This is a genomic window from Micromonospora sp. NPDC049523 (genome assembly GCF_040676775.1).
Classification (GTDB): domain Bacteria; phylum Actinomycetota; class Actinomycetes; order Mycobacteriales; family Micromonosporaceae; genus Micromonospora_G.
Genome location: NZ_JBFAPP010000038.1, coordinates 16,989 through 34,521, shown reverse-complemented (window position 1 = coordinate 34,521; position 17,533 = coordinate 16,989). Strand labels below are relative to the sequence as shown.

13 protein-coding genes are annotated in these 17,533 nt (G+C 69.6%); 7 read left to right on the top strand and 6 right to left on the bottom strand.

The window, feature by feature from the left end; all coding sequences use genetic code 11:
* The first annotated feature begins 156 nt into the window (after positions 1 to 156).
* Positions 157 to 552 carry a (deoxy)nucleoside triphosphate pyrophosphohydrolase gene (locus tag AB0J90_RS34065; RefSeq protein WP_363603186.1) on the top strand — a complete coding sequence of 132 codons (396 nt, stop codon included), beginning with the start codon at positions 157 to 159 and terminating at the stop codon, positions 550 to 552.
* A 178-nt stretch (positions 553 to 730) separates the two neighbouring features.
* Here AB0J90_RS34065 and AB0J90_RS34060 read toward each other — a convergent pair whose 3' ends face one another.
* The 5 genes from AB0J90_RS34060 to AB0J90_RS34040 all read right to left on the bottom strand — a co-directional run bounded on the left by AB0J90_RS34060 (position 731) and on the right by AB0J90_RS34040 (position 7,702).
* Complete coding sequence (locus AB0J90_RS34060; RefSeq protein ID WP_363603157.1) at positions 731 to 1,771, bottom strand: succinate dehydrogenase/fumarate reductase iron-sulfur subunit; 1,041 nt, start codon at positions 1,769 to 1,771, stop codon at positions 731 to 733.
* On the bottom strand, positions 1,771 to 3,726 hold the full coding sequence (locus AB0J90_RS34055) for a fumarate reductase/succinate dehydrogenase flavoprotein subunit (protein WP_363603155.1): 1,956 nt from the start codon (positions 3,724 to 3,726) through the stop codon (positions 1,771 to 1,773). Before AB0J90_RS34055 ends, AB0J90_RS34060 begins: the two co-directional genes overlap by 1 nt.
* Positions 3,727 to 3,735: 9 nt before the next feature.
* Positions 3,736 to 4,542, bottom strand: a complete 807-nt coding sequence (locus AB0J90_RS34050; protein WP_363603153.1) for a hypothetical protein — start codon at positions 4,540 to 4,542, stop codon at positions 3,736 to 3,738.
* Between the two features lie 285 nt (positions 4,543 to 4,827).
* Entirely contained in the window at positions 4,828 to 6,216 is a 1,389-nt protein-coding gene (locus AB0J90_RS34045; RefSeq protein WP_363603151.1) for a metallopeptidase TldD-related protein, read from the bottom strand.
* Between the two features lie 49 nt (positions 6,217 to 6,265).
* On the bottom strand, positions 6,266 to 7,702 hold the full coding sequence (locus AB0J90_RS34040) for a TldD/PmbA family protein (RefSeq protein ID WP_363603149.1): 1,437 nt from the start codon (positions 7,700 to 7,702) through the stop codon (positions 6,266 to 6,268).
* Between the two features lie 596 nt (positions 7,703 to 8,298).
* Between AB0J90_RS34040 and AB0J90_RS34035 the strand changes: the two genes are divergently transcribed.
* From AB0J90_RS34035 to AB0J90_RS34015, 5 genes are all read left to right on the top strand, one after another.
* Positions 8,299 to 9,363, top strand: a complete 1,065-nt coding sequence (locus AB0J90_RS34035) for an ABC transporter ATP-binding protein (protein WP_363603147.1) — start codon at positions 8,299 to 8,301, stop codon at positions 9,361 to 9,363.
* On the top strand, positions 9,360 to 10,340 hold the full coding sequence (locus AB0J90_RS34030) for a dipeptide ABC transporter ATP-binding protein (RefSeq protein WP_363603144.1): 981 nt from the start codon (positions 9,360 to 9,362) through the stop codon (positions 10,338 to 10,340). The genes AB0J90_RS34035 and AB0J90_RS34030 overlap by 4 nt, the downstream gene beginning before the upstream one ends.
* On the top strand, positions 10,337 to 11,350 hold the full coding sequence (locus AB0J90_RS34025) for an ABC transporter permease (RefSeq protein ID WP_363603141.1): 1,014 nt from the start codon (positions 10,337 to 10,339) through the stop codon (positions 11,348 to 11,350). The genes AB0J90_RS34030 and AB0J90_RS34025 overlap by 4 nt, the downstream gene beginning before the upstream one ends.
* Before the next feature lie 12 nt (positions 11,351 to 11,362).
* Positions 11,363 to 12,358, top strand: a complete 996-nt coding sequence (locus AB0J90_RS34020) for an ABC transporter permease (RefSeq protein ID WP_363603139.1) — start codon at positions 11,363 to 11,365, stop codon at positions 12,356 to 12,358.
* A gap of 112 nt (positions 12,359 to 12,470) precedes the next feature.
* A complete protein-coding gene (locus AB0J90_RS34015) occupies positions 12,471 to 14,228 on the top strand; it encodes an ABC transporter substrate-binding protein (protein ID WP_363603137.1) in 1,758 nt (585 codons plus the stop codon).
* 43 nt (positions 14,229 to 14,271) lie between these two features.
* Here AB0J90_RS34015 and AB0J90_RS34010 read toward each other — a convergent pair whose 3' ends face one another.
* Complete coding sequence (locus tag AB0J90_RS34010; protein WP_363603135.1) at positions 14,272 to 16,470, bottom strand: prolyl oligopeptidase family serine peptidase; 2,199 nt, start codon at positions 16,468 to 16,470, stop codon at positions 14,272 to 14,274.
* Positions 16,471 to 16,566: 96 nt separating this feature from the next.
* Here AB0J90_RS34010 and mshB point away from each other — a divergent pair, with 96 nt between their 5' ends.
* Positions 16,567 to 17,514 (top strand): N-acetyl-1-D-myo-inositol-2-amino-2-deoxy-alpha-D-glucopyranoside deacetylase, encoded by a 948-nt coding sequence (mshB, locus tag AB0J90_RS34005; RefSeq protein ID WP_363603133.1) that lies wholly within the window; start codon positions 16,567 to 16,569, stop codon positions 17,512 to 17,514.
* Positions 17,515 to 17,533 lie beyond the last annotated feature (19 nt).

The window sequence follows — 17,533 nt, the reverse complement described above, 5'->3', positions numbered from 1 at the left end:
CGTCCACAGTTCCGTGTTCTTTTGCCCTCCGGTCTACCCAAGGCACCCGAACCGCCGATTGATCTGGCACCGTTGATGCCCGTGCAGACCGAACGGGCGAGTGGGGACGACAGTGACGGTTACGGCGGCGATTCATATGATCACGCAACGCGAAGAATCAGGGTTATTGTCGGGGCCGCCATCATCGAGGGCGGACGGGTGCTCGGCTGCGCTCGGGCGAAGCCGCCGGAGGTAGCCGGGAAATGGGAGTTTCCCGGCGGGAAAGTCGAATCCGGTGAAACCGAGGTCGCCGCGCTGGTCAGGGAGTGCGTCGAGGAGTTGGCCGTCCGGATCGAGGTCGGCGACCGGGTCGGTACGGACGTCCCGCTCGCCCACGGCCGGGCGGTGCTCCGGATCTACCAGGCCCGGCTCCTCGGCGGGGACCAGCCACAACGGTTGGAGCATGCCGAGTTGCGCTGGCTCGCGGCCGACGAACTCGACCAGGTGCCGTGGCTGCCCGCGGACGAACCGATCGTGGATGCCCTACGCCCACTGCTGGCGGACACTGAGTAGCCGTCAGTGGAGAAATAGGCCGGGAAATGCGCTGATCGGCGGTTGACCGGGATCTCGTACCGGAAGGGCATGGAAGCGGCTGTCGTGCCCGAATGAGAGTTGTGACCGATATACGACGAGGGATCGGCGGACAGTACCGCCGATCCCTCGTTCGTGACGTACGGCTGAATGCGCCGAATCAGTCCTTCTGGTCCGGGTGCGCATAGTTCAGGTGGTCGGCCGGCAGCGGGAAGTTCACGTCGTCACCGAAGGGCGACGGCGCGGCCGGCCGGTCGAACGTGAACTCGCTCAGCGGCATCTTGCCCCGCTCGTCCACCACGGGGGTGGTCGGGTGCGGCACCTGACGGTGCCAGTTCACCCCGCGCAGCCCCTGCTCCTCGGCGGCCACGTCACCGGACGCGCCCCCGTGGGAGTTCGCATCGGGGACGGCCGGGTCGGTGCGTGCACCGCTCTCGTTGCCGTCCGTCTGACCCCGTCGGAAGATCTTGCTACCAAGCCACACAAGAGGATCGTACCTGCGATCGACCACGCGTTCCTTCATCGGGATGATCGCGTTGTCTGTGATCTTGATGTGCTCGGGGCAAACCTCGGTGCAGCACTTGGTGATGTTGCAGTAGCCGAGGCCCTGGGACGCCTGGGCGTACTCCTTGCGGTCGGTCTTGGTGTCCAGCGGGTGCATGTCCAGCTCGGCGGCGCGGATGAAGTAACGCGGGCCGGAGAACGCGACCTTGTTCTCCTCGTGGTCACGTACCACGTGGCAGGTGTTCTGGCACAGGAAGCACTCGATGCACTTGCGGAACTCCTGCGACCGCTCGACGTCGACCTGCTTCATCCGGTAGTCGCCGGGGGCGACGTCGGCCGGCGGGGCGAACGCGGGCGTCTCGCGGGCCTTCTCGTAGTTGAACGAGACGTCCGTGACCAGGTCCCGGATCACCGGGAACGTACGCAGCGGGGTGACCGTGACCGTGTCGGTCTCCTCGAAGGTCGACATCCGGGTCATGCAGCCCAGCCGGGGCATGCCGTTGATCTCCATCGAGCAGGAGCCGCACTTGCCGGCCTTGCAGTTCCAGCGGCAGGCCAGGTCGGGCGCCTCGGTCGCCTGGAGCCGGTGGATGACGTCGAGGACCACCTCGCCCTCGTTCACCTCGATCTGATAGTCCTGCAGGTCACCGCCGGTCTCGTCGCCCCGCCAGACCTTGAAGTGGCGCTTGGTGCCCATTACTTGCCCGCCTCCTCAGCGTGCACGCCGCCGGTGCGTACGCCCTCGCTGAGGGCATCGAAGTCGGCCAGCTCGTCTTCGGTCAGGTACTTGGACAGCTCCGTGCGGTCGAAGAGCTGGATCAGCTCGGCGCGCATCTTCGGCAGCGGCTTGTGCTCCAGCCGTACCTTGTCGCCGTCGAGCGAGCAGACCAGGTTGACCATGCGCCAGTCCGGCGCCATCTTCGGGAAGTCCTCCCGGGTGTGCCCGCCGCGCGACTCCTCCCGCTCCAGCGCCGCCTTGGCGGTGCACTCCGAGACGATCAGCATGTTGCGCAGGTCGAGCGCCAGGTGCCAGCCCGGGTTGTACCGCCGGCCGCCGGTCGCGCCCACCTTCGCCACCCGCTCCCGCAGGTCGGCCAGCCGGACCAGCGCGTCCTCCAGCTCACCCTTGCGCCGGATGATGCCGACCAGGTCGCCCATCACCGCCTGGAGGTCCTGCTGCAGCTTGTACGGGTTCTCGCCGTCCGGCCGCTCCAGCGGAGCCAGGGCCCGGTCCACCGAGGCAGCGACGTCGGTCGCCGACACCTTCGGGCGCGAGGTCAGCCCGTCGGCGTACGAGGCCGCGTGGCCGCCCGCGCGCCGGCCGAAGACCAGCAGGTCTGACAGGGAGTTGCCACCGAGCCGGTTGGAGCCGTGCATCCCGCCGGATACCTCACCGGCGGCGAACAGCCCATGGATGTGACCGTGTGCGGCCGCGGTGTCCGGGTCGACCTCGACCCCGCCCATCACGTAATGGCAGGTCGGTCCGACCTCCATCGGCTGCTTGGTGATGTCGACGTCGGCCAGCTCCTTGAACTGGTGGTACATCGACGGCAGCCGCCGCTTGACCTCCTCGGCCGGCAACCGGCTGGCGATGTCCAGGTAGACGCCGCCGGCCGGGGTACCGCGACCCGCCTTCACCTCGCTGTTGATCGCGCGGGCGACCTCGTCGCGGGGGAGCAGTTCCGGCGGGCGCCGGTTGTTGTCCGGGTCGGAGTACCAGCGGTCCGCCTCCTCCTCGGTCTCCGCGTACTGCTTGCGGAAGACGTCGGGGACGTAGTCGAACATGAACCGCTTGCCGTCGGAGTTCTTCAGCACCCCACCGTCGCCACGGACCGACTCGGTGACCAGGATGCCCTTCACCGACGGCGGCCAGACCATGCCGGTCGGGTGGAACTGGAGGAACTCCATGTTGATCAGGGTGGCGCCGGCGCGCAGGGCCAGCGCGTGCCCGTCACCGGTGTACTCCCAGGAGTTCGAGGTGACCTTGTAGGACTTGCCGACCCCGCCGGTGGCGAGCACCACGGACGGCGCTTCGAACAGGACGAACTCGCCGGACTCCCGGTAGTAGCCGAACGCACCGGCGATCCGGGGACCGTCCGGGCCGGAGGAGTCGAGCAGCAACTCGGTGATGGTGGTCTCGGCGAACACCTTGATCCGGGCGTCGTAGTCGCCGAACTCCCGCTTGTCCTCCTGCTGCAACGAGACGATCTTCTGCTGCAGGGTCCGGATCAGTTCCAGCCCGGTCCGGTCACCGACGTGCGCCAGTCGCGGGTACTCGTGGCCACCGAAGTTGCGCTGCGAGATCTTGCCGTCCTTGGTGCGGTCGAAGAGCGCACCGTACGTCTCCAGCTCCCAGATCCGCTGCGGCGACTCCTTCGCGTGCAGCTCGGCCATCCGGAAGTTGTTCAGGAACTTGCCGCCGCGCATGGTGTCCCGGAAGTGGACCTGCCAGTTGTCCCGGCTGTTCACGTTTCCCATGGCCGCCGCCGCGCCGCCCTCGGCCATCACCGTGTGGGCCTTGCCGAACAGCGACTTGGAGATGATGGCGGTGCGCTTGCCGGCCATCCGGGCCTCGATCGCCGCCCGCAGGCCGGCGCCGCCGGCCCCGATCACGACGACATCGTAGTGGTGTCGTTCGATTCGCGTAGTCATGTCAGGCCCTCAGTTGATGAACCGCAGGTCGCCGAACCAGCCGGCATCCAGCGCCATGATGTAGAAGTCGGTGAACGCCAGCGTGCCCAGCGTGATCCAGGCGAGTTGCATGTGCCGGGTGTTGAGTTTGGACACGAAGGTCCAGAACCGGTAGCGCACCGGGTGCTTGGAGAAGTTCTTGAGCCGGCCACCGGCGATGTGCCGGCACGAGTGGCAGGAAAGCGTGTACGCCCACAGCATGATCACGTTGATCCAGAGGATCACGTTGCCCAGCCCGAATCCGAAGCCCTCGGGACTGCGGAAAGCGAGAACGGCATCCCAGGTGTTGATCAGCGAGATGACCGCGGCGGCGTAGAACGCGTACCGGTGTGCGTTCTGGAAAATCAGCGGGAAACGGGTCTCGCCGCTGTAGGTCTTGTGGCCGTCCGGGACGGCGCAGGCCGGCGGGGAGAGCCAGAAGGCCCGGTAGTAGGCCTTGCGGTAGTAGTAGCAGGTGAGCCGGAAGAGCAGCAGGAACGGCAGCGTCAGCGCGGCATCCGGGATGATCCACCAGCCCGGCAGCACCCGGCCGAAGTGCGCGGCCTCGGGGATGCACCGTTCGGTCACGCAGGGCGAGTAGAACGGGGTCAGATAGTGATATTCCTCGACCCAGTAGAAGTCGTGCATGAACACCCGGACCGTGGCGTAGGTGACCCAGGCGCCGAGCCCGATGACCGTGATCAGCGGCGCGAGCCACCAGCGGTCGGTACGCAACGTCCTCGCCGCGATGGCGGCGCGCGCACGCGCACCACTCGGCCTCGTTGCCGTCGTAGTCATTCCTATGTCTCCCTGACAGGGCCCTGTCTGGCTGACGGGCACGGATGGTGTTCCGGCGAGCGCACGGGGGCAGCGATGAGATTCGAAGTCGCGCCACCCGCGCGCTGTATACCAGGACCTATGCCTTCCGGCGCAGTTCGGCGTACACGTTACGCCGCACGCCGGGCGCACGATGCGCAAGGGAGTCTCGCGTGTGTCCTACCGGTTACGAAAGCCCCAGCCCCTATTCCGGGCGTGGTTGTGCAGAACTTCACTCATGATCGTGAGCGCGGATGACGCCGACGATCAGCCCGAGGCGCCGCCGGTGAAGTTCCACGAGGCGAGCCGGAGCGCCGGTGCCGACCACCAGGAAGCGTCCCAACTGTCCGGCAGCAACGACGCGTACCGGCCGACGCCGAGCACTCCACCGGGCGCGAGCGCCTGCGGGTACGACTGGGTGAAGCGGAAGTTCTGCACCGCAGTGGTCACCTCGCCGTCCTCGACCAGCCATACCCCGTTACGGGTAAGACCCGTGATGACCAGGGACTTCGGGTCCAGGACCCGGGTGTACCAGAAGTCGGTGACCAACAGTCCACGCCGTACTCCGGCGACCAGGGCGGCGGTGTCGGAGTCGACGACCGGCCCGGTGACCTCGGTCGCTCCGGTGCCGTTCTCACTGCTTCCCTCCGGCAGCAGGCGCAGGTTGGTCGGCACCGCGCCGAAGGAGGCGCCACCGGCGATCGCGTGCCCGGTCGAGGTGGCGCCGGCCTCGGCCGCGGTCCGCCGGTCGTGCGTCACCGTACGGGTGACGCCCCGCTCGACCAGCGCGATCCGACGCTTGGGCGTGCCCTCGGCATCGAACGGCAGGCCGAGCGTGCCGAGCGCGTCGTCGACCAGCGTGATCGCCGGGTCGAACTGCGCCGCGCCCGGTTCGGCGAAGGACCGCCGCTCGTTGTACGCCTTGCCGTTGAAGCCGTAGAGCGCGAAGTTCTGCAGGATGTCGACCACCGCGGTCGGTTCGAGTACGACCTCGTAGCGCCCCGGTGCGAGTTCGACCGGTGCCGCCGCGGCGCGTGACTTGGCCGCCGCCCGCGCACCGAGCACCGCGCCGTCCAGATCGGAGAGCCGACCGGTGTTGCGCCGGGCCACCCCGTCGATGCCACCGGAGCGGGCCACCCCGTCCATCGCGGCCTCGGCCGACCGGCCGGTCACCGCGTGCCCGGCGCTGTTCGCGAACGCGCCGGCCCAGTTCACCGTACGGCAGTAGCCGGCCGTTTCCAGCCCGCCGGCCGCCTCGACGAACGCCCGTACGCGATCGGCCCGCTCGTCCGGCGACGCGCTCGCGGTGGCCTCGTCCCAGTTGCCGGGTCCGGCCACCGGGGATGGCGGGGTCAGCCCCGGCCAGGCATGGTCGGGCGGGCAGAGCCGGGCGGCGGCCACGGTCCGCTCCACCAGGCCGCGCAGTCCCTCGTCGCTGACGACGGTGCTGGAGCCGGCGGCGGTCCGACCGTCCACGTGCAGCCGCAGCCGCAGGCCGGTCGTCTCGTCGGCCACGTTCTGGTGGATCGACGAGTTGGCGAACCGGGTCAACGCCCGATCGGTGTACGTGGCGGCGGCTTCAGCTTCGGCGTCCGGGCCGGCGATCTCCCGGACCAGTTCCACCACCCGACCGGCCAGATCGAGTTCCCGGCTCATCGAGACAGTTCCCTTCGCTTGTCGCGTACCGCCACGGTTGCCGCGCCGGTCATCCGCGTACCCCCACCCGGACGTTGGTGAAGCGGGCCGGTGCGGCCGGGTGGCCGGTGTGCCCGACCTGGCCGGGCTGGCCCTTGCCGCAGTTAGGAGTGCCCCAGGCGACCGTCTCGCCGGAGAGCATGTCCATCGAGCGCCAGAACTGGGGCCCAATGCCGGTGTACGTGGGGTTGCGCAGCATCCGACCCCGCCGACCGTTCTTGATCTCCCAGCCGACCTCGCAGCCGAACTGGAAGTTGAGCCGCTTGTCGTCGATCGACCAGGACCGGTTGATGTCCATCAGGATGCCGTCGTCGGTGGCGTCGATGATCTCGTCGAGGGTGTGCGGTCCCGGTTCCAGGCCGACGTTCGTCATCCGTACCATCGGCAGCCGCGACCAGCCGTCGGAGCGCACGCTGCCGGCGTAGTCGAGCCCGGCGACGGCGGCCGAGTCGCGTCCGGCCAGGACGCCCACCCAGCGGCCGTCGCGGACCGCGTCGCGCTTGGCCGCCGGGGTGCCCTCGTCGTCGAAACCGAAGCTGCCCAGCGCGCCGGGGATGGTCGGGTCGATGGTGATGTTCATCAGCTCGGAGCCGTACTGGAGGTGGCCGAGTTGGTTGAGGTCGAGCCAGGAGGTGCCGGCGAAGGCGGCCTCCCAGCCGAGGATCCGGTCCAGCTCGATCGCGTGCCCGACCGACTCGTGGATCTGCAGCGCGAGCTGCTCGCCGCCGAGGATCAGGGTGGTCTCGCCGGACGGGCACATCGGTGCGGTGAGCAGCTCGCGGGCTTCCTGGGCGATCCGGGCCGCGTGTGCGCCGAGGTCGAGCGAGTCGACCAGCTCCCATCCGCTGGTGCCGTACTGGCCGCGGTAGCTGGGGTAGGAGCGGCGCTGGGTTTCGCCGTCGCCGATCACGGTCGCCGAGATGCCCGCCCCGCACTCGCGTACGTGCTGGTCGATGCGGTGTCCCTCGCTGGAGACGAACCACTTGCTGGTGTCCCAAATCTGGTAGAGCCCCTCGGCGACGTCGGCGCCGTTGTCGTGCGAAACCTTGGTCGCGTGCACCAGCAGGTCGCCCTTGTCGGAGAGGGCGACCGACAGCGGGTCGACGGCACAGGCCGAGGCCCAGGATCCGCTCTGCCCGCCGGTCGGCACCAGGTCGACGGCGGGACCGGGCACGCGGGCGCTGGCCTTGGCGATCCCCGCGGCGCGGGTGCCGGCAGCGCGGGCGGCGGCGTCGGAGAGTTCGGGTACGGCGAAGAAGCCCCAACTCGATCCGACCAGTGCCCGTACGCCGATGCCGGCGTCCTCGTCCTGGGACAGTTGCTCGATCTCGCCGTTGCGGGCGGACATCGACTCGTAGCGCCGGTGCATCACCCGCGCGTCGGCGTAGCGCGCGCCCGCGTCCAGTGCTGCCTGCACCGCGGCCGTGGCCACGTCGAAGTGGGTCATGACCCGACCCTAAACGAGATCGCCGCTCGGTGGCGTGGCAGCCGGGCGGTCGGGTTGATCTCGGCGGTCACCGGTTCGGTGAGGTAGAGGGTGTCGCCGGGCTTGGTCACCGACTGCTCGACGTAGTGGCTGCCCTGGAGCTGGTAAAGGTGTAGCGCCCCGGTGTCCTGCTCGGCCAGCAGGTACCAGGGGATGCCGGCGGCGGCGCCCGCGAAGCCGCGGGGATTCGGCGGCTATGGGTTACGCACGGTAGTGGTCGATCAGATCTTGCGGGGCGCGGTGGGTACGGGTGGGGCGGATCCGGCGGGGGTTGCGCGATCCGGTTTACGGGTTGTCCGGTGGCCGGTTCGGTCGGGGGTTGTCAACGCGTCAGCCAGTTATGTTAACGGTTCAATCGCGGTGGAATTAGGACAGTGGGCTGAGACCGTCCTCGATGCGGAGTCGTTACTGTTTGCCGGCTGACACGCCCGATTTTGTAGCTTAGTTTCGCCCTCTACCCCCGTGTCGGGTTCTCCCTGGTGACGCGTACCGGGTTCACCGGCTGTGACGAACGGAGATCCAGTTCCGGCGGGGGTGGAGAAAGGCGGTCGAGGAGCATGCCCGGATTACCGCACCAACGGGTGGACGACGGCCCATACCTGCGGGTCGATGACCTCAAGGTGCGCTTCGATACCCCGGACGGCGCGGTGCGCGCCGTGGACGGTGTCTCGTTCGCCGTCGACCGTGGCCGTACGCTCGGCATCGTCGGTGAGTCCGGCTCCGGCAAGAGCGTGACCAGCCTGGCCGTACTCGGGTTGCACGATCCGAGGCGGACCACGGTCAGCGGCGAGATCCGGGTCGGTGGGCGGGACATCGTCGGCCGACCAGAGGAGGAGATCCGCCGGCTGCGCGGGCGGGACATGGCGATGATCTTCCAGGATCCGTTGTCCGCACTCCATCCGTACTATTCGGTCGGGCGGCAGATCGGTGAGGCGTACCGGATTCATCATCCGGACGCGAGTCGGAGGCAGGCCCGGCAGCGGTCGGTCGATCTGCTCGGCCGGGTCGGTATTCCGCAGCCGGCCAAGCGGATCGACCAGTATCCACACGAATTCTCCGGCGGCATGCGTCAGCGGGCGATGATCGCGATGGCGCTGGTCAATGATCCAGATCTGCTGATCGCGGACGAGCCGACCACGGCGCTCGACGTCACCGTGCAGGCCCAGATTCTCGACCTGCTGGCCGATCTCCAGGCCGAGTTCAACTCCGCCATCATCCTGATCACGCACGACCTCGGGGTGGTCAGCCAGGTGGCCCACGAGGTGCTGGTGATGTACGGCGGACGGGCGGTCGAGCACGGCAGCGTCGAACAGGTGCTCCGCCGGCCGCAGCACCCGTACACCTGGGGTCTGCTGGCAAGCGTGCCGTCGTTGCGCGGTGCGGCGGACGCGGACCTGGTGCCGATCGGCGGCAACCCGCCGAGCCTGATCAACCTGCCGCCGGGCTGTGCCTTCCACCCCCGGTGCCGCTACGCCGACCGCAACGGCGACCGGTCCCGGACCGACGTCCCGCAGTTGCGGCAGGTGCAGGAACGCGGCCACCTGGTCGCCTGTCACCTGGCCGAGCCCGAGCGTAAGCGGCTCTACGCCGAGCAGATCGCCACCGCGGGGGCCGACCGATGAGCGAGCCGTTGCTGCGGGTCGAGGGACTCGTCAAACACTTCCCGGTACGCGGCGGCTGGCGCACCCCGGCACTGGTCCGCGCGGTCGACGGCGTCGACTTCGAGGTACGCGCCGGCGAGACGCTCGGCCTGGTCGGTGAGTCCGGCTGCGGCAAGACCACCACCGGGCGGATGCTGGTCCGGCTGCTCGAACCGAGCGGGGGGCGGATCACCTTCGAGGGGCGGGACATCACCCACGCCCGGCGCGGCGCGCTGCGCCCACTCCGCCAAGACCTCCAGATCATCTTCCAGGACCCGTTCGCCTCGCTGAACCCGCGGCACACGGTCGGCCGGATCGTGGCGATGCCGTTGCAGGTCAACGGGATCAAGCCGGCCGGCGGCGTCAAGGCGCGGGTACGCGAACTGCTGGAACTGGTCGGGCTGAACCCGGAGCACTACAACCGCTACCCGCACGAGTTCTCCGGCGGGCAACGGCAGCGGATCGGGATCGCCCGGGCGCTGGCCCTGCAACCGAAGCTGATCGTCGCCGACGAGCCGGTCTCCGCGCTGGACGTGTCGATCCAGGCGCAGGTGATCAACCTGCTCCGGCAGCTACAGCGCGAACTGGACCTCGGTTTTGTCTTCATCGCCCACGACCTGGCCGTGGTCCGGCACTTCTGTCAGCGGGTGGCGGTGATGTACCTCGGCAAGATCGTCGAGGTGGGCGACCGGGACGACATCTACGCCCGGCCGCAGCATCCGTACACGCGGGCGCTGCTCTCGGCCATCCCGGACGTCAACCGGCTGGGCCCGACCGGGCGGATCCGGCTCACCGGTGACGTACCGACGCCGCTGGACCCGCCGTCCGGGTGCCGGTTCCGGACCCGCTGCTGGAAGGCGCAGGAGATCTGCGCCTCCACCGAACCCGAACTCGTCCCGCGCGACGGCGGCCGGCAGCTCACCGCCTGCCACTTCCCGGAGAAGGGAGACCTGGCATGAGCGAGCAACAGGTGGTCGCGCAGGCCGCCGTGGTCGACGGTGCCGGCGGGCTGGAGCCGGGTGCCGTACCGGCGGGTGGGAAGGAGTTCGTCGGCCGCTCGCCGGGGCAGCTCGCCTGGCTGCGGCTGCGCCGCGACCGGGTCGGTCTGGCCAGCGGCGGGGCGCTGCTCTTCTTCGTCCTGCTGGCCGTCGCCGCCCCGCTGGTCGAGCGGCTGTACGGCAAGGGGCCGCTGGAGCGCTTCCCGGAACGGCTGGACCGCAACGGCTTCCCGCTCGGGTACGCCGGAGTGGACGCCGAACACTGGCTCGGCATCCAACCCAACCTGGGCCGGGACGTGTTCATCCAACTCGTCTACGGACTGCGTACGTCGCTGCTGGTGGCGTTCACCGCGGCCCTGCTCACCATCGGGCTCGGCATCCTGGTCGGGGTGGTCGCCGGTTACCTGGGCGGCCGGGTGGACGCCGTACTGACCTGGTTCGTCGACCTGACCATGGCGTTCCCGTTCTTCATCTTCTGCTTCGCGTTCATCCCGGTCGCGGTCAACCAGTTCTACGGCGTACGCGACGCCGAGGCGACCTGGTTCCGGCCGATGCTGCTGATCGCCATCTTCGTGCTGTTCAACTGGACCTACACCGCCCGGCTGGTCCGAGGACAGGTGCTGTCGCTGCGGGAACGGGAGTTCGTCGACGCGGCCCGCGCCGCCGGGGCAGGACTCGGGCACATCCTGTTCCGGCAGCTCCTGCCGAACCTGTGGGCGCCGATCCTGGTCACCTTCTCGCTGAACGTACCGGCGTTGATCACCGCCGAGGCGGCGCTGTCGTTCCTCGGCATCGGCATCCTCGAACCCACCCCGGACCTGGGCCGGCTGATCAGCGACAGCGTCGACTTCATCCGGGAGGTGCCGACCTTCACCATCGTCGGCGGCACCACGCTCTTCCTGCTCGTGCTCTCCTTCAACCTCTTCGGTGACGCGCTGCGGGATGCGCTGGACCCGAAGTCGACCCGATAGGGGGCGGCGACGATGCTCCGCTTCTTCGTACGGAAGCTGCTGCTCGCGGTGAGCACGCTGTTCGCGGTCAGCGTGCTGACGTTCGGACTCTTCTTCGCCGTACCGAACAACCCGGCCGAGCTGATGTGCGGCAACGGCAAGGTGTGCAGCCCGGAACGGCTGGAGATGATCGAGCGCCGGATGGGCCTGGACGTGCCGGTGCCGCAGCAGTACGGCTCTTTCATGAAGGGGATCTTCGCCGGTCGTACGATCGGCGAGGGTGACGCGGCCCGCGAGTGCCTGCGCCCCTGCCTGGGGTTCTCCTTCCGCAACGACGAACCGGTGTCGCGGATCGTCGGGCGCACCCTGCCGGTGACGCTGAGTCTGGTCGCCGGGGCGGCGGTGGTCTGGCTGCTGATCGGGGTCTCGGTCGGGATGATCTCGGCGCTGCGCCGCGGGACCGTGTTCGACCGGCTGGCGGTCGGCTTCTCGCTGGTCGGGGCGTCCATGCCGATCCTGCTGTTCGGGCCGCTGCTGCTGATCGTCTTCGTCTACGAGACCGGTTGGCTGAGTTATCCGCGTTATGTGCCGATCACCGAGAACCCGCTGGCCTGGGCGAGCGCGATGATCCTGCCCTGGCTGGCGCTGGGCTTCCTCAACTCGGCCTCGTACGCCCGGCTGTCCCGGGCCCAGATGCTGGAGACGCTCACCGAGGACTTCGTCCGTACGGCCAGGGCGAAGGGCCTGCCGAAGGCCACCGTGTACGGCCGGCACGCGCTCCGCGCGGCGATCACCCCGATCGTCACCATCGCCGGGCTGGACCTCGGCACGTACCTCGGCGGCACGGTGATCACCGAGACCATCTTCGGCTTCACCGGCCTGGGCAAGGCGTCGCTGAACGCGGCGATCAACCTCGACATGCCGGTGGTGATGGCCACCGTGCTGCTCGCCGCGGTGTTCATCGTGGCCGCGAACGTGGTGGTCGACGCGCTCTACGCGGTGATCGACCCCCGGGTACGACTGGGCTGACCCGGCCGGCGTCGTCGGCGCCGCCCGCTGCCCGGTAACCGAAGGAAAGTTCTGTCAACCAACGGTGGAGGCGCAGTTTTCCTTCATCGAAGTCGAACGGGAGGACCGACTGATGCGAACAGGACGTGCGGTAGCCGTGACGGGCGTCGCGCTGCTGCTGGCCTCGGCGCTGGCGGCGTGCTCGGAGAACACCGGGGACACCGACGCAGGGCCCGACGACGGCAACATCCAGCAGCAGACCAGCGCCATCGCCACCGACCCGAAGGAGTCGCAGGGACCGGCACCGGCGATCGCCGGCGCCAAGCGGGGCGGCACCATCCGGACCATCGTCCAGCAGGACTTCGAGCACCTGGACCCGCAACGCACCTACCTCGTGGGTGCGATGGCCGCCGAGCACCTGCTGGTCCGGACGCTGACCCAGTTCCGCGAGGACGGCAAGGGCAAACTCACCCTGGTCGGTGACCTCGCCGAGACGCCCGGCAAGGACGTCAACGGTGACTGCAAGGTCTGGGAGTACAAGATCAAGGAGGGCGTCAAGTACGAGGACGGCACCGACGTCAAGGCCGCCGACGTCGCGTACGGGATCGCCCGCTCGTTCGAGGAGTCGATCGACGGCGGTCCGACCTACATCCAGGAGTGGCTGGCCGACAACCAGGCGTACAACGCGACCTACAAGGGGCCGTACACCTCCGGCAGCACCACCGTGCCGGGGCTGACCGTGCCGGACGACCGCACCCTGGTCCTCACGTTCGCCAAGCCGCACTGCGACCTGCCGTTCGCGGCCTCCCTGCCCACCACGGCGCCGCTGCCGCAGGCCAAGGACACCAAGACCGAGTACGACCGCAGGATCTTCTCCTCCGGCCCGTACAAGATCAAGGAGTACCTCAAGGACACCCGGCTGGTGCTGGAGCGCAACCCGCACTGGAAGGCGGAGACCGACCCGCTGCGCCACGACTACCCGGACAGCTTCGTCTGGGAACTCGGCCCGGACGACACCGCGCAGACCGAGCGGATCATCGCCGACGCCGGTGACGACGCGTACGCGATCAGCAGCGACGGCGCCCCGCAGGCGCTGGTCAACCAGGTGCTGAACAACCCGTCGCTGAAGGAGCGGACGATCTCGGCGCCGCAGCCGTTCGTGCACTACCTGAGCATCAACAACGAGCGGATCAAGGACATCAACGTCCGCAAGGCCATCGCGTACGCGATCGACAAGCAGGGCATCGTGCTCACCCAGGGCGGCGACGCCGGTGGCAAGGTCACCAACACCCTGCTCGCGGACAGCACGATCGGCTGGAAGAACTACCCCAACCCGTGGGACGGCGGCCCGAACGGCAACCCGGAAAAGGCGAAGGAGCTGCTCGGCGGGCAGAAGATCAAGCTGGTCTTCATGGCCCGCAGCAACGCGTTCGGCCAGGTCACCGCGCCGGTGGTCAAGGAGAGCCTGGAGAAGGCCGGCTTCGAGGTCGTGGTGAAGACCGTCGAGACCCCGCAGCACAACCCGACCGCCCGCACCCGGGGCAACGAGTACGACATCTACATCTCCAACTGGGCCGCCGACTGGCCCAGCGCGGCCTCCACCATCCCGGTGCTCTGGGACGGTCGCAGCCTCGGCCCGAAGGGCAACTCGAACGTGTCGTACTTCAACTCGGACGAGGTCAACCAGCGCATCGACGAGGTGAGTGCGCTGCCGGCCGGTGAGGCCGGGCCGAAGTGGGCCGAGATCGATCAGTTGATCAACGAGAAGTACGTGCCGGTGGTGCCGCTGTTCCAGGCGTACTTCACCGGTGTGGTGGGCTCGAAGGTCGGCGGGGTCTTCTTCTCCGACGTCATCGGCACCCACGTGCTCTACAACGCGTACGCCAAGTAGGCGCACCGGTCGGGGAGGGGCCTGCGTGCTCCTCCCCGACCCCTCAGAGGTGGCGGCGGAGGAAATCGAGTTCGAGGCGGAGCAGGCGCTCGGCCGCGCCGTCGGCGGCCATGTGGGTGGCACCGGTCAGCGGGATCATCGCGTGCGGGCGGCCGGTGGCCAGCATCGCCGCGGACAGGCGCAGCGTGTGTGCGGCCACCACGTTGTCGTCGACCATCCCGTGCACCAGCAGCATCGGCCGGGCGTCGTCCGGCGTGACCGGCGGCTCACCGGCGATCTCCAGCAGGCTGTGGTGGGCGTACACCTCCGGGCTGTCGTCGGGCAGGCCGAGATAACGCTCGGCGTACGCGGTGTCGTACAGGGTCCAGTCGGTCACCGGCGCCCCGACGATGGCGCACCGGAACAGGTCAGGCCGGCAGAGCGCGGCCAGCCCCGCCAGCCAACCCCCGAACGACCAGCCGCGGATCGCCACCCGGCCCAGGTCCAGGTCCGGGTGCTTGCCGGCGAGCGCGGTCAACGCGTCCACCTGGTCGAGCATGATCACGTCGGCCAGCCGCCGGTGGATCACCTTCTCGAACGAGGGCGCCACGCCCGGCGTACCCCGGTTGTCGATCGTGACCACGGCGAACCCGGCGTCGGCCCACCACTGCCGCTCCAGCCACCGGGACCGGGCGGCCCGCACCTCCTGGACTCCCGGCCCGCCGTAGATGTCGACCAGGACCGGCAACCGGCGGCCGGCGACGTGGCTGCGCGGGTAGAGCACGGCCGTGGGCAACCGGCGGTCGGTGACCCGTTCCAGCACCGGACGCGGCGCGTACGGCGGGTTCGCCGCCAGCGAGGCCAGTGTGCCCAGCTCGCGGTCGCCCTGCCAGACGGTCCAGCGGATCCCGGCGTGGTCCAGCGACGCGGCGCCGACCACCAGCACGTCGCCGCCGACCACCCCGGTGTGCCAGCCCGGATCGGCGGTCAGCCGGCGCGACTCCACGCCGCCGCCGATCGCGGTCCGGACCCGGAACAGGTGCTGCTGGCTGGGCTCGCCGTCGCTCGCCTCCACCAGCAGGTCGACCGCGCCCGTCCCGGCCGGCAGCGGGCCGACCACCCGCCGTACGTAGAGCGACGGCGGGGTGAGCAGGGTGCCGTCGGCGAACAGGCAGCGCGCGTCGTAACCGTCGTGGGCCAGTTCGCCGCCGACCAGGACCCGGCCGTCGGGCAGGTGTCTCGGGGTGCCGGCGACCGGCTCCACCCAGCGCGGATCGGCCAGTTCGGCGTGCACCTGAGTCTCACCGGTACGCGGATCCACCGCGAGCACCAGGCCGTGCTGTTGCAGCCGGCGCAGCACCGTGATCAGCGGCCCGGTGTCGGCCCAGCGCACCGACACCAGGTAGGGGTAGGTCTCCCGGTCCCAGTGCACGTCGACCCAGCCGCCGTCGAGGTCGAGCAGGTGCAGGCTGACCTCGGCGTTCGGCCCGCCGGCCCGCGGGTACGCGACACTGCGCGGCAGGCTGGCCGGGTCACCGGGATCGTGCAGGTGCCACCGGGGCAGCCGGGACTCGTCGACCCGGGCGGCGAGGATCGACCGCCCGTCCGGCGCCCACCAGTAGCCCCGGAAGCGGGAGAACTCCTCGGCCGCGATGAACTCGGCCAAACCCCAGCTCACCCCGGCTTCCTCCCCGGCGAGCAGGTTGTCGGTCCCGTCGGCCTCGATCACCCGTAACTGACCGCCGCACTGTCCGCCGTTGCCGTTGCCGTTGTTCGGGCCTAGCGTGCGGCCGGGGACGCCGGGGCCCTCGGTGACGTACGCCAGCCGTTCTCCGGTCGGGTCGGGCCGCGGGTCGATCACCGGACCGGTGACCGCCACCTCCACCACGTCGCCGTGCACCAGGTCGGCCCGGAAGAGGCGACCGGCCAGGGCGAAGACCGCCACCCGGGCGGCCGGGTCGGTGGCGTACCCGCCGATGCCGCCGGCCTGCAGCCGCTGCCGTTCCCGCAGGGCCTGCTCGGCGGCGGGCAGCGGCACGATCCCGGCCGGGTTCGCCGGGTCGGTCTCCAGCAGCATGGCGGGGTCGGCGACCAGCCGTTCCGTCGCCGAGGCGACGTCGAACAGCCAGAGCGCGTCGGCCGGGTCCTCGGGGCCCGCGGACCGGAGGAAAACCACCCGGGAGCCGTCCCCGGCCACCGTCAGCGACCGTGGCGCGCCGTGACTGAACCGGCGGGTACGGGCGGCCAGTTCCGGATACTCCACATGGCCGATCGTAGAGTGGCGCGATCGATGATGGGGCTGAGCTGGTTATCGTGTCCGGTCCGCGACCCGGTTGGCTCGATGGGGTGGACGCGTAGAGTGACTGGCGTGACGAACCTGGCCGCGCGGCGGCTTCTCCTGGTCCACGCACACCCCGACGACGAGGCGATCGGGACCGGCGCGACGATGGCGCGCTACGCCGCCGCCGGAGCCGGGGTGACCCTGGTGACCTGCACACTCGGCGAAGAGGGCGAGATACACGTACCGGCGCTGGCCGGACTGGCCGCGGACGCCGCCGACCAGCTCGGCGGGTACCGGATCGCCGAACTCGACGCCGCCTGCGCGGCACTCGGCGTGACCGACCACCGCTTCCTCGGTGGCGCCGGCCGCTACCGCGACTCCGGGATGATGGGCCTGGCCACCAACGACCACCCGCGCGCGTTCTGGCAGGCGGACCTGGACGAGGCCGCCGGGCACCTGGTCGAGATCATGCGAGAGGTACGCCCACAGGTGGTCGTCACGTACGACGCGAACGGTTTCTACGGACATCCGGACCACATCCAGGCACACCGGGTCGCCATGCGCGCGGCCGAACTGGCCACCGCCGAGGGCTTCGGACCGGCCAAGATCTACTGGACGGCGATGCCGAAGAGCGTGCTGGAGGCGGGCATGGCCGCGTTCGGGGAGTCCTCGGACAACCCGTTCGCCGGTATCGACCAGTTCGAGGAACTGCCCTTCGGCACCCCGGACGACGAGATCGCGGCCCGGATCGACGGCACCGACGCGCACGCCGCCAAGGAGGCGGCGATGCGGGCGCACGCCACCCAGATCCCGGACAACTCGTGGCTCTACACGATCGCCGGCAACTTCGGCAGCGAGTTCATGGGGGTGGAGTACTACACCCTGGCGGTGGGCGAGCGCGGAACCGGCAACGGCCCGTACGGCTGGGAGGACGACCTCTTCGCCGGCCTGGCGCTCGAAGCCGAGGGCTCGACCGGGTCGGCCGGTACGGACGCCGACACGTTGGCGGAGAGCGGAGCGCGGTGACCCTGTCCAGTCCACCGGT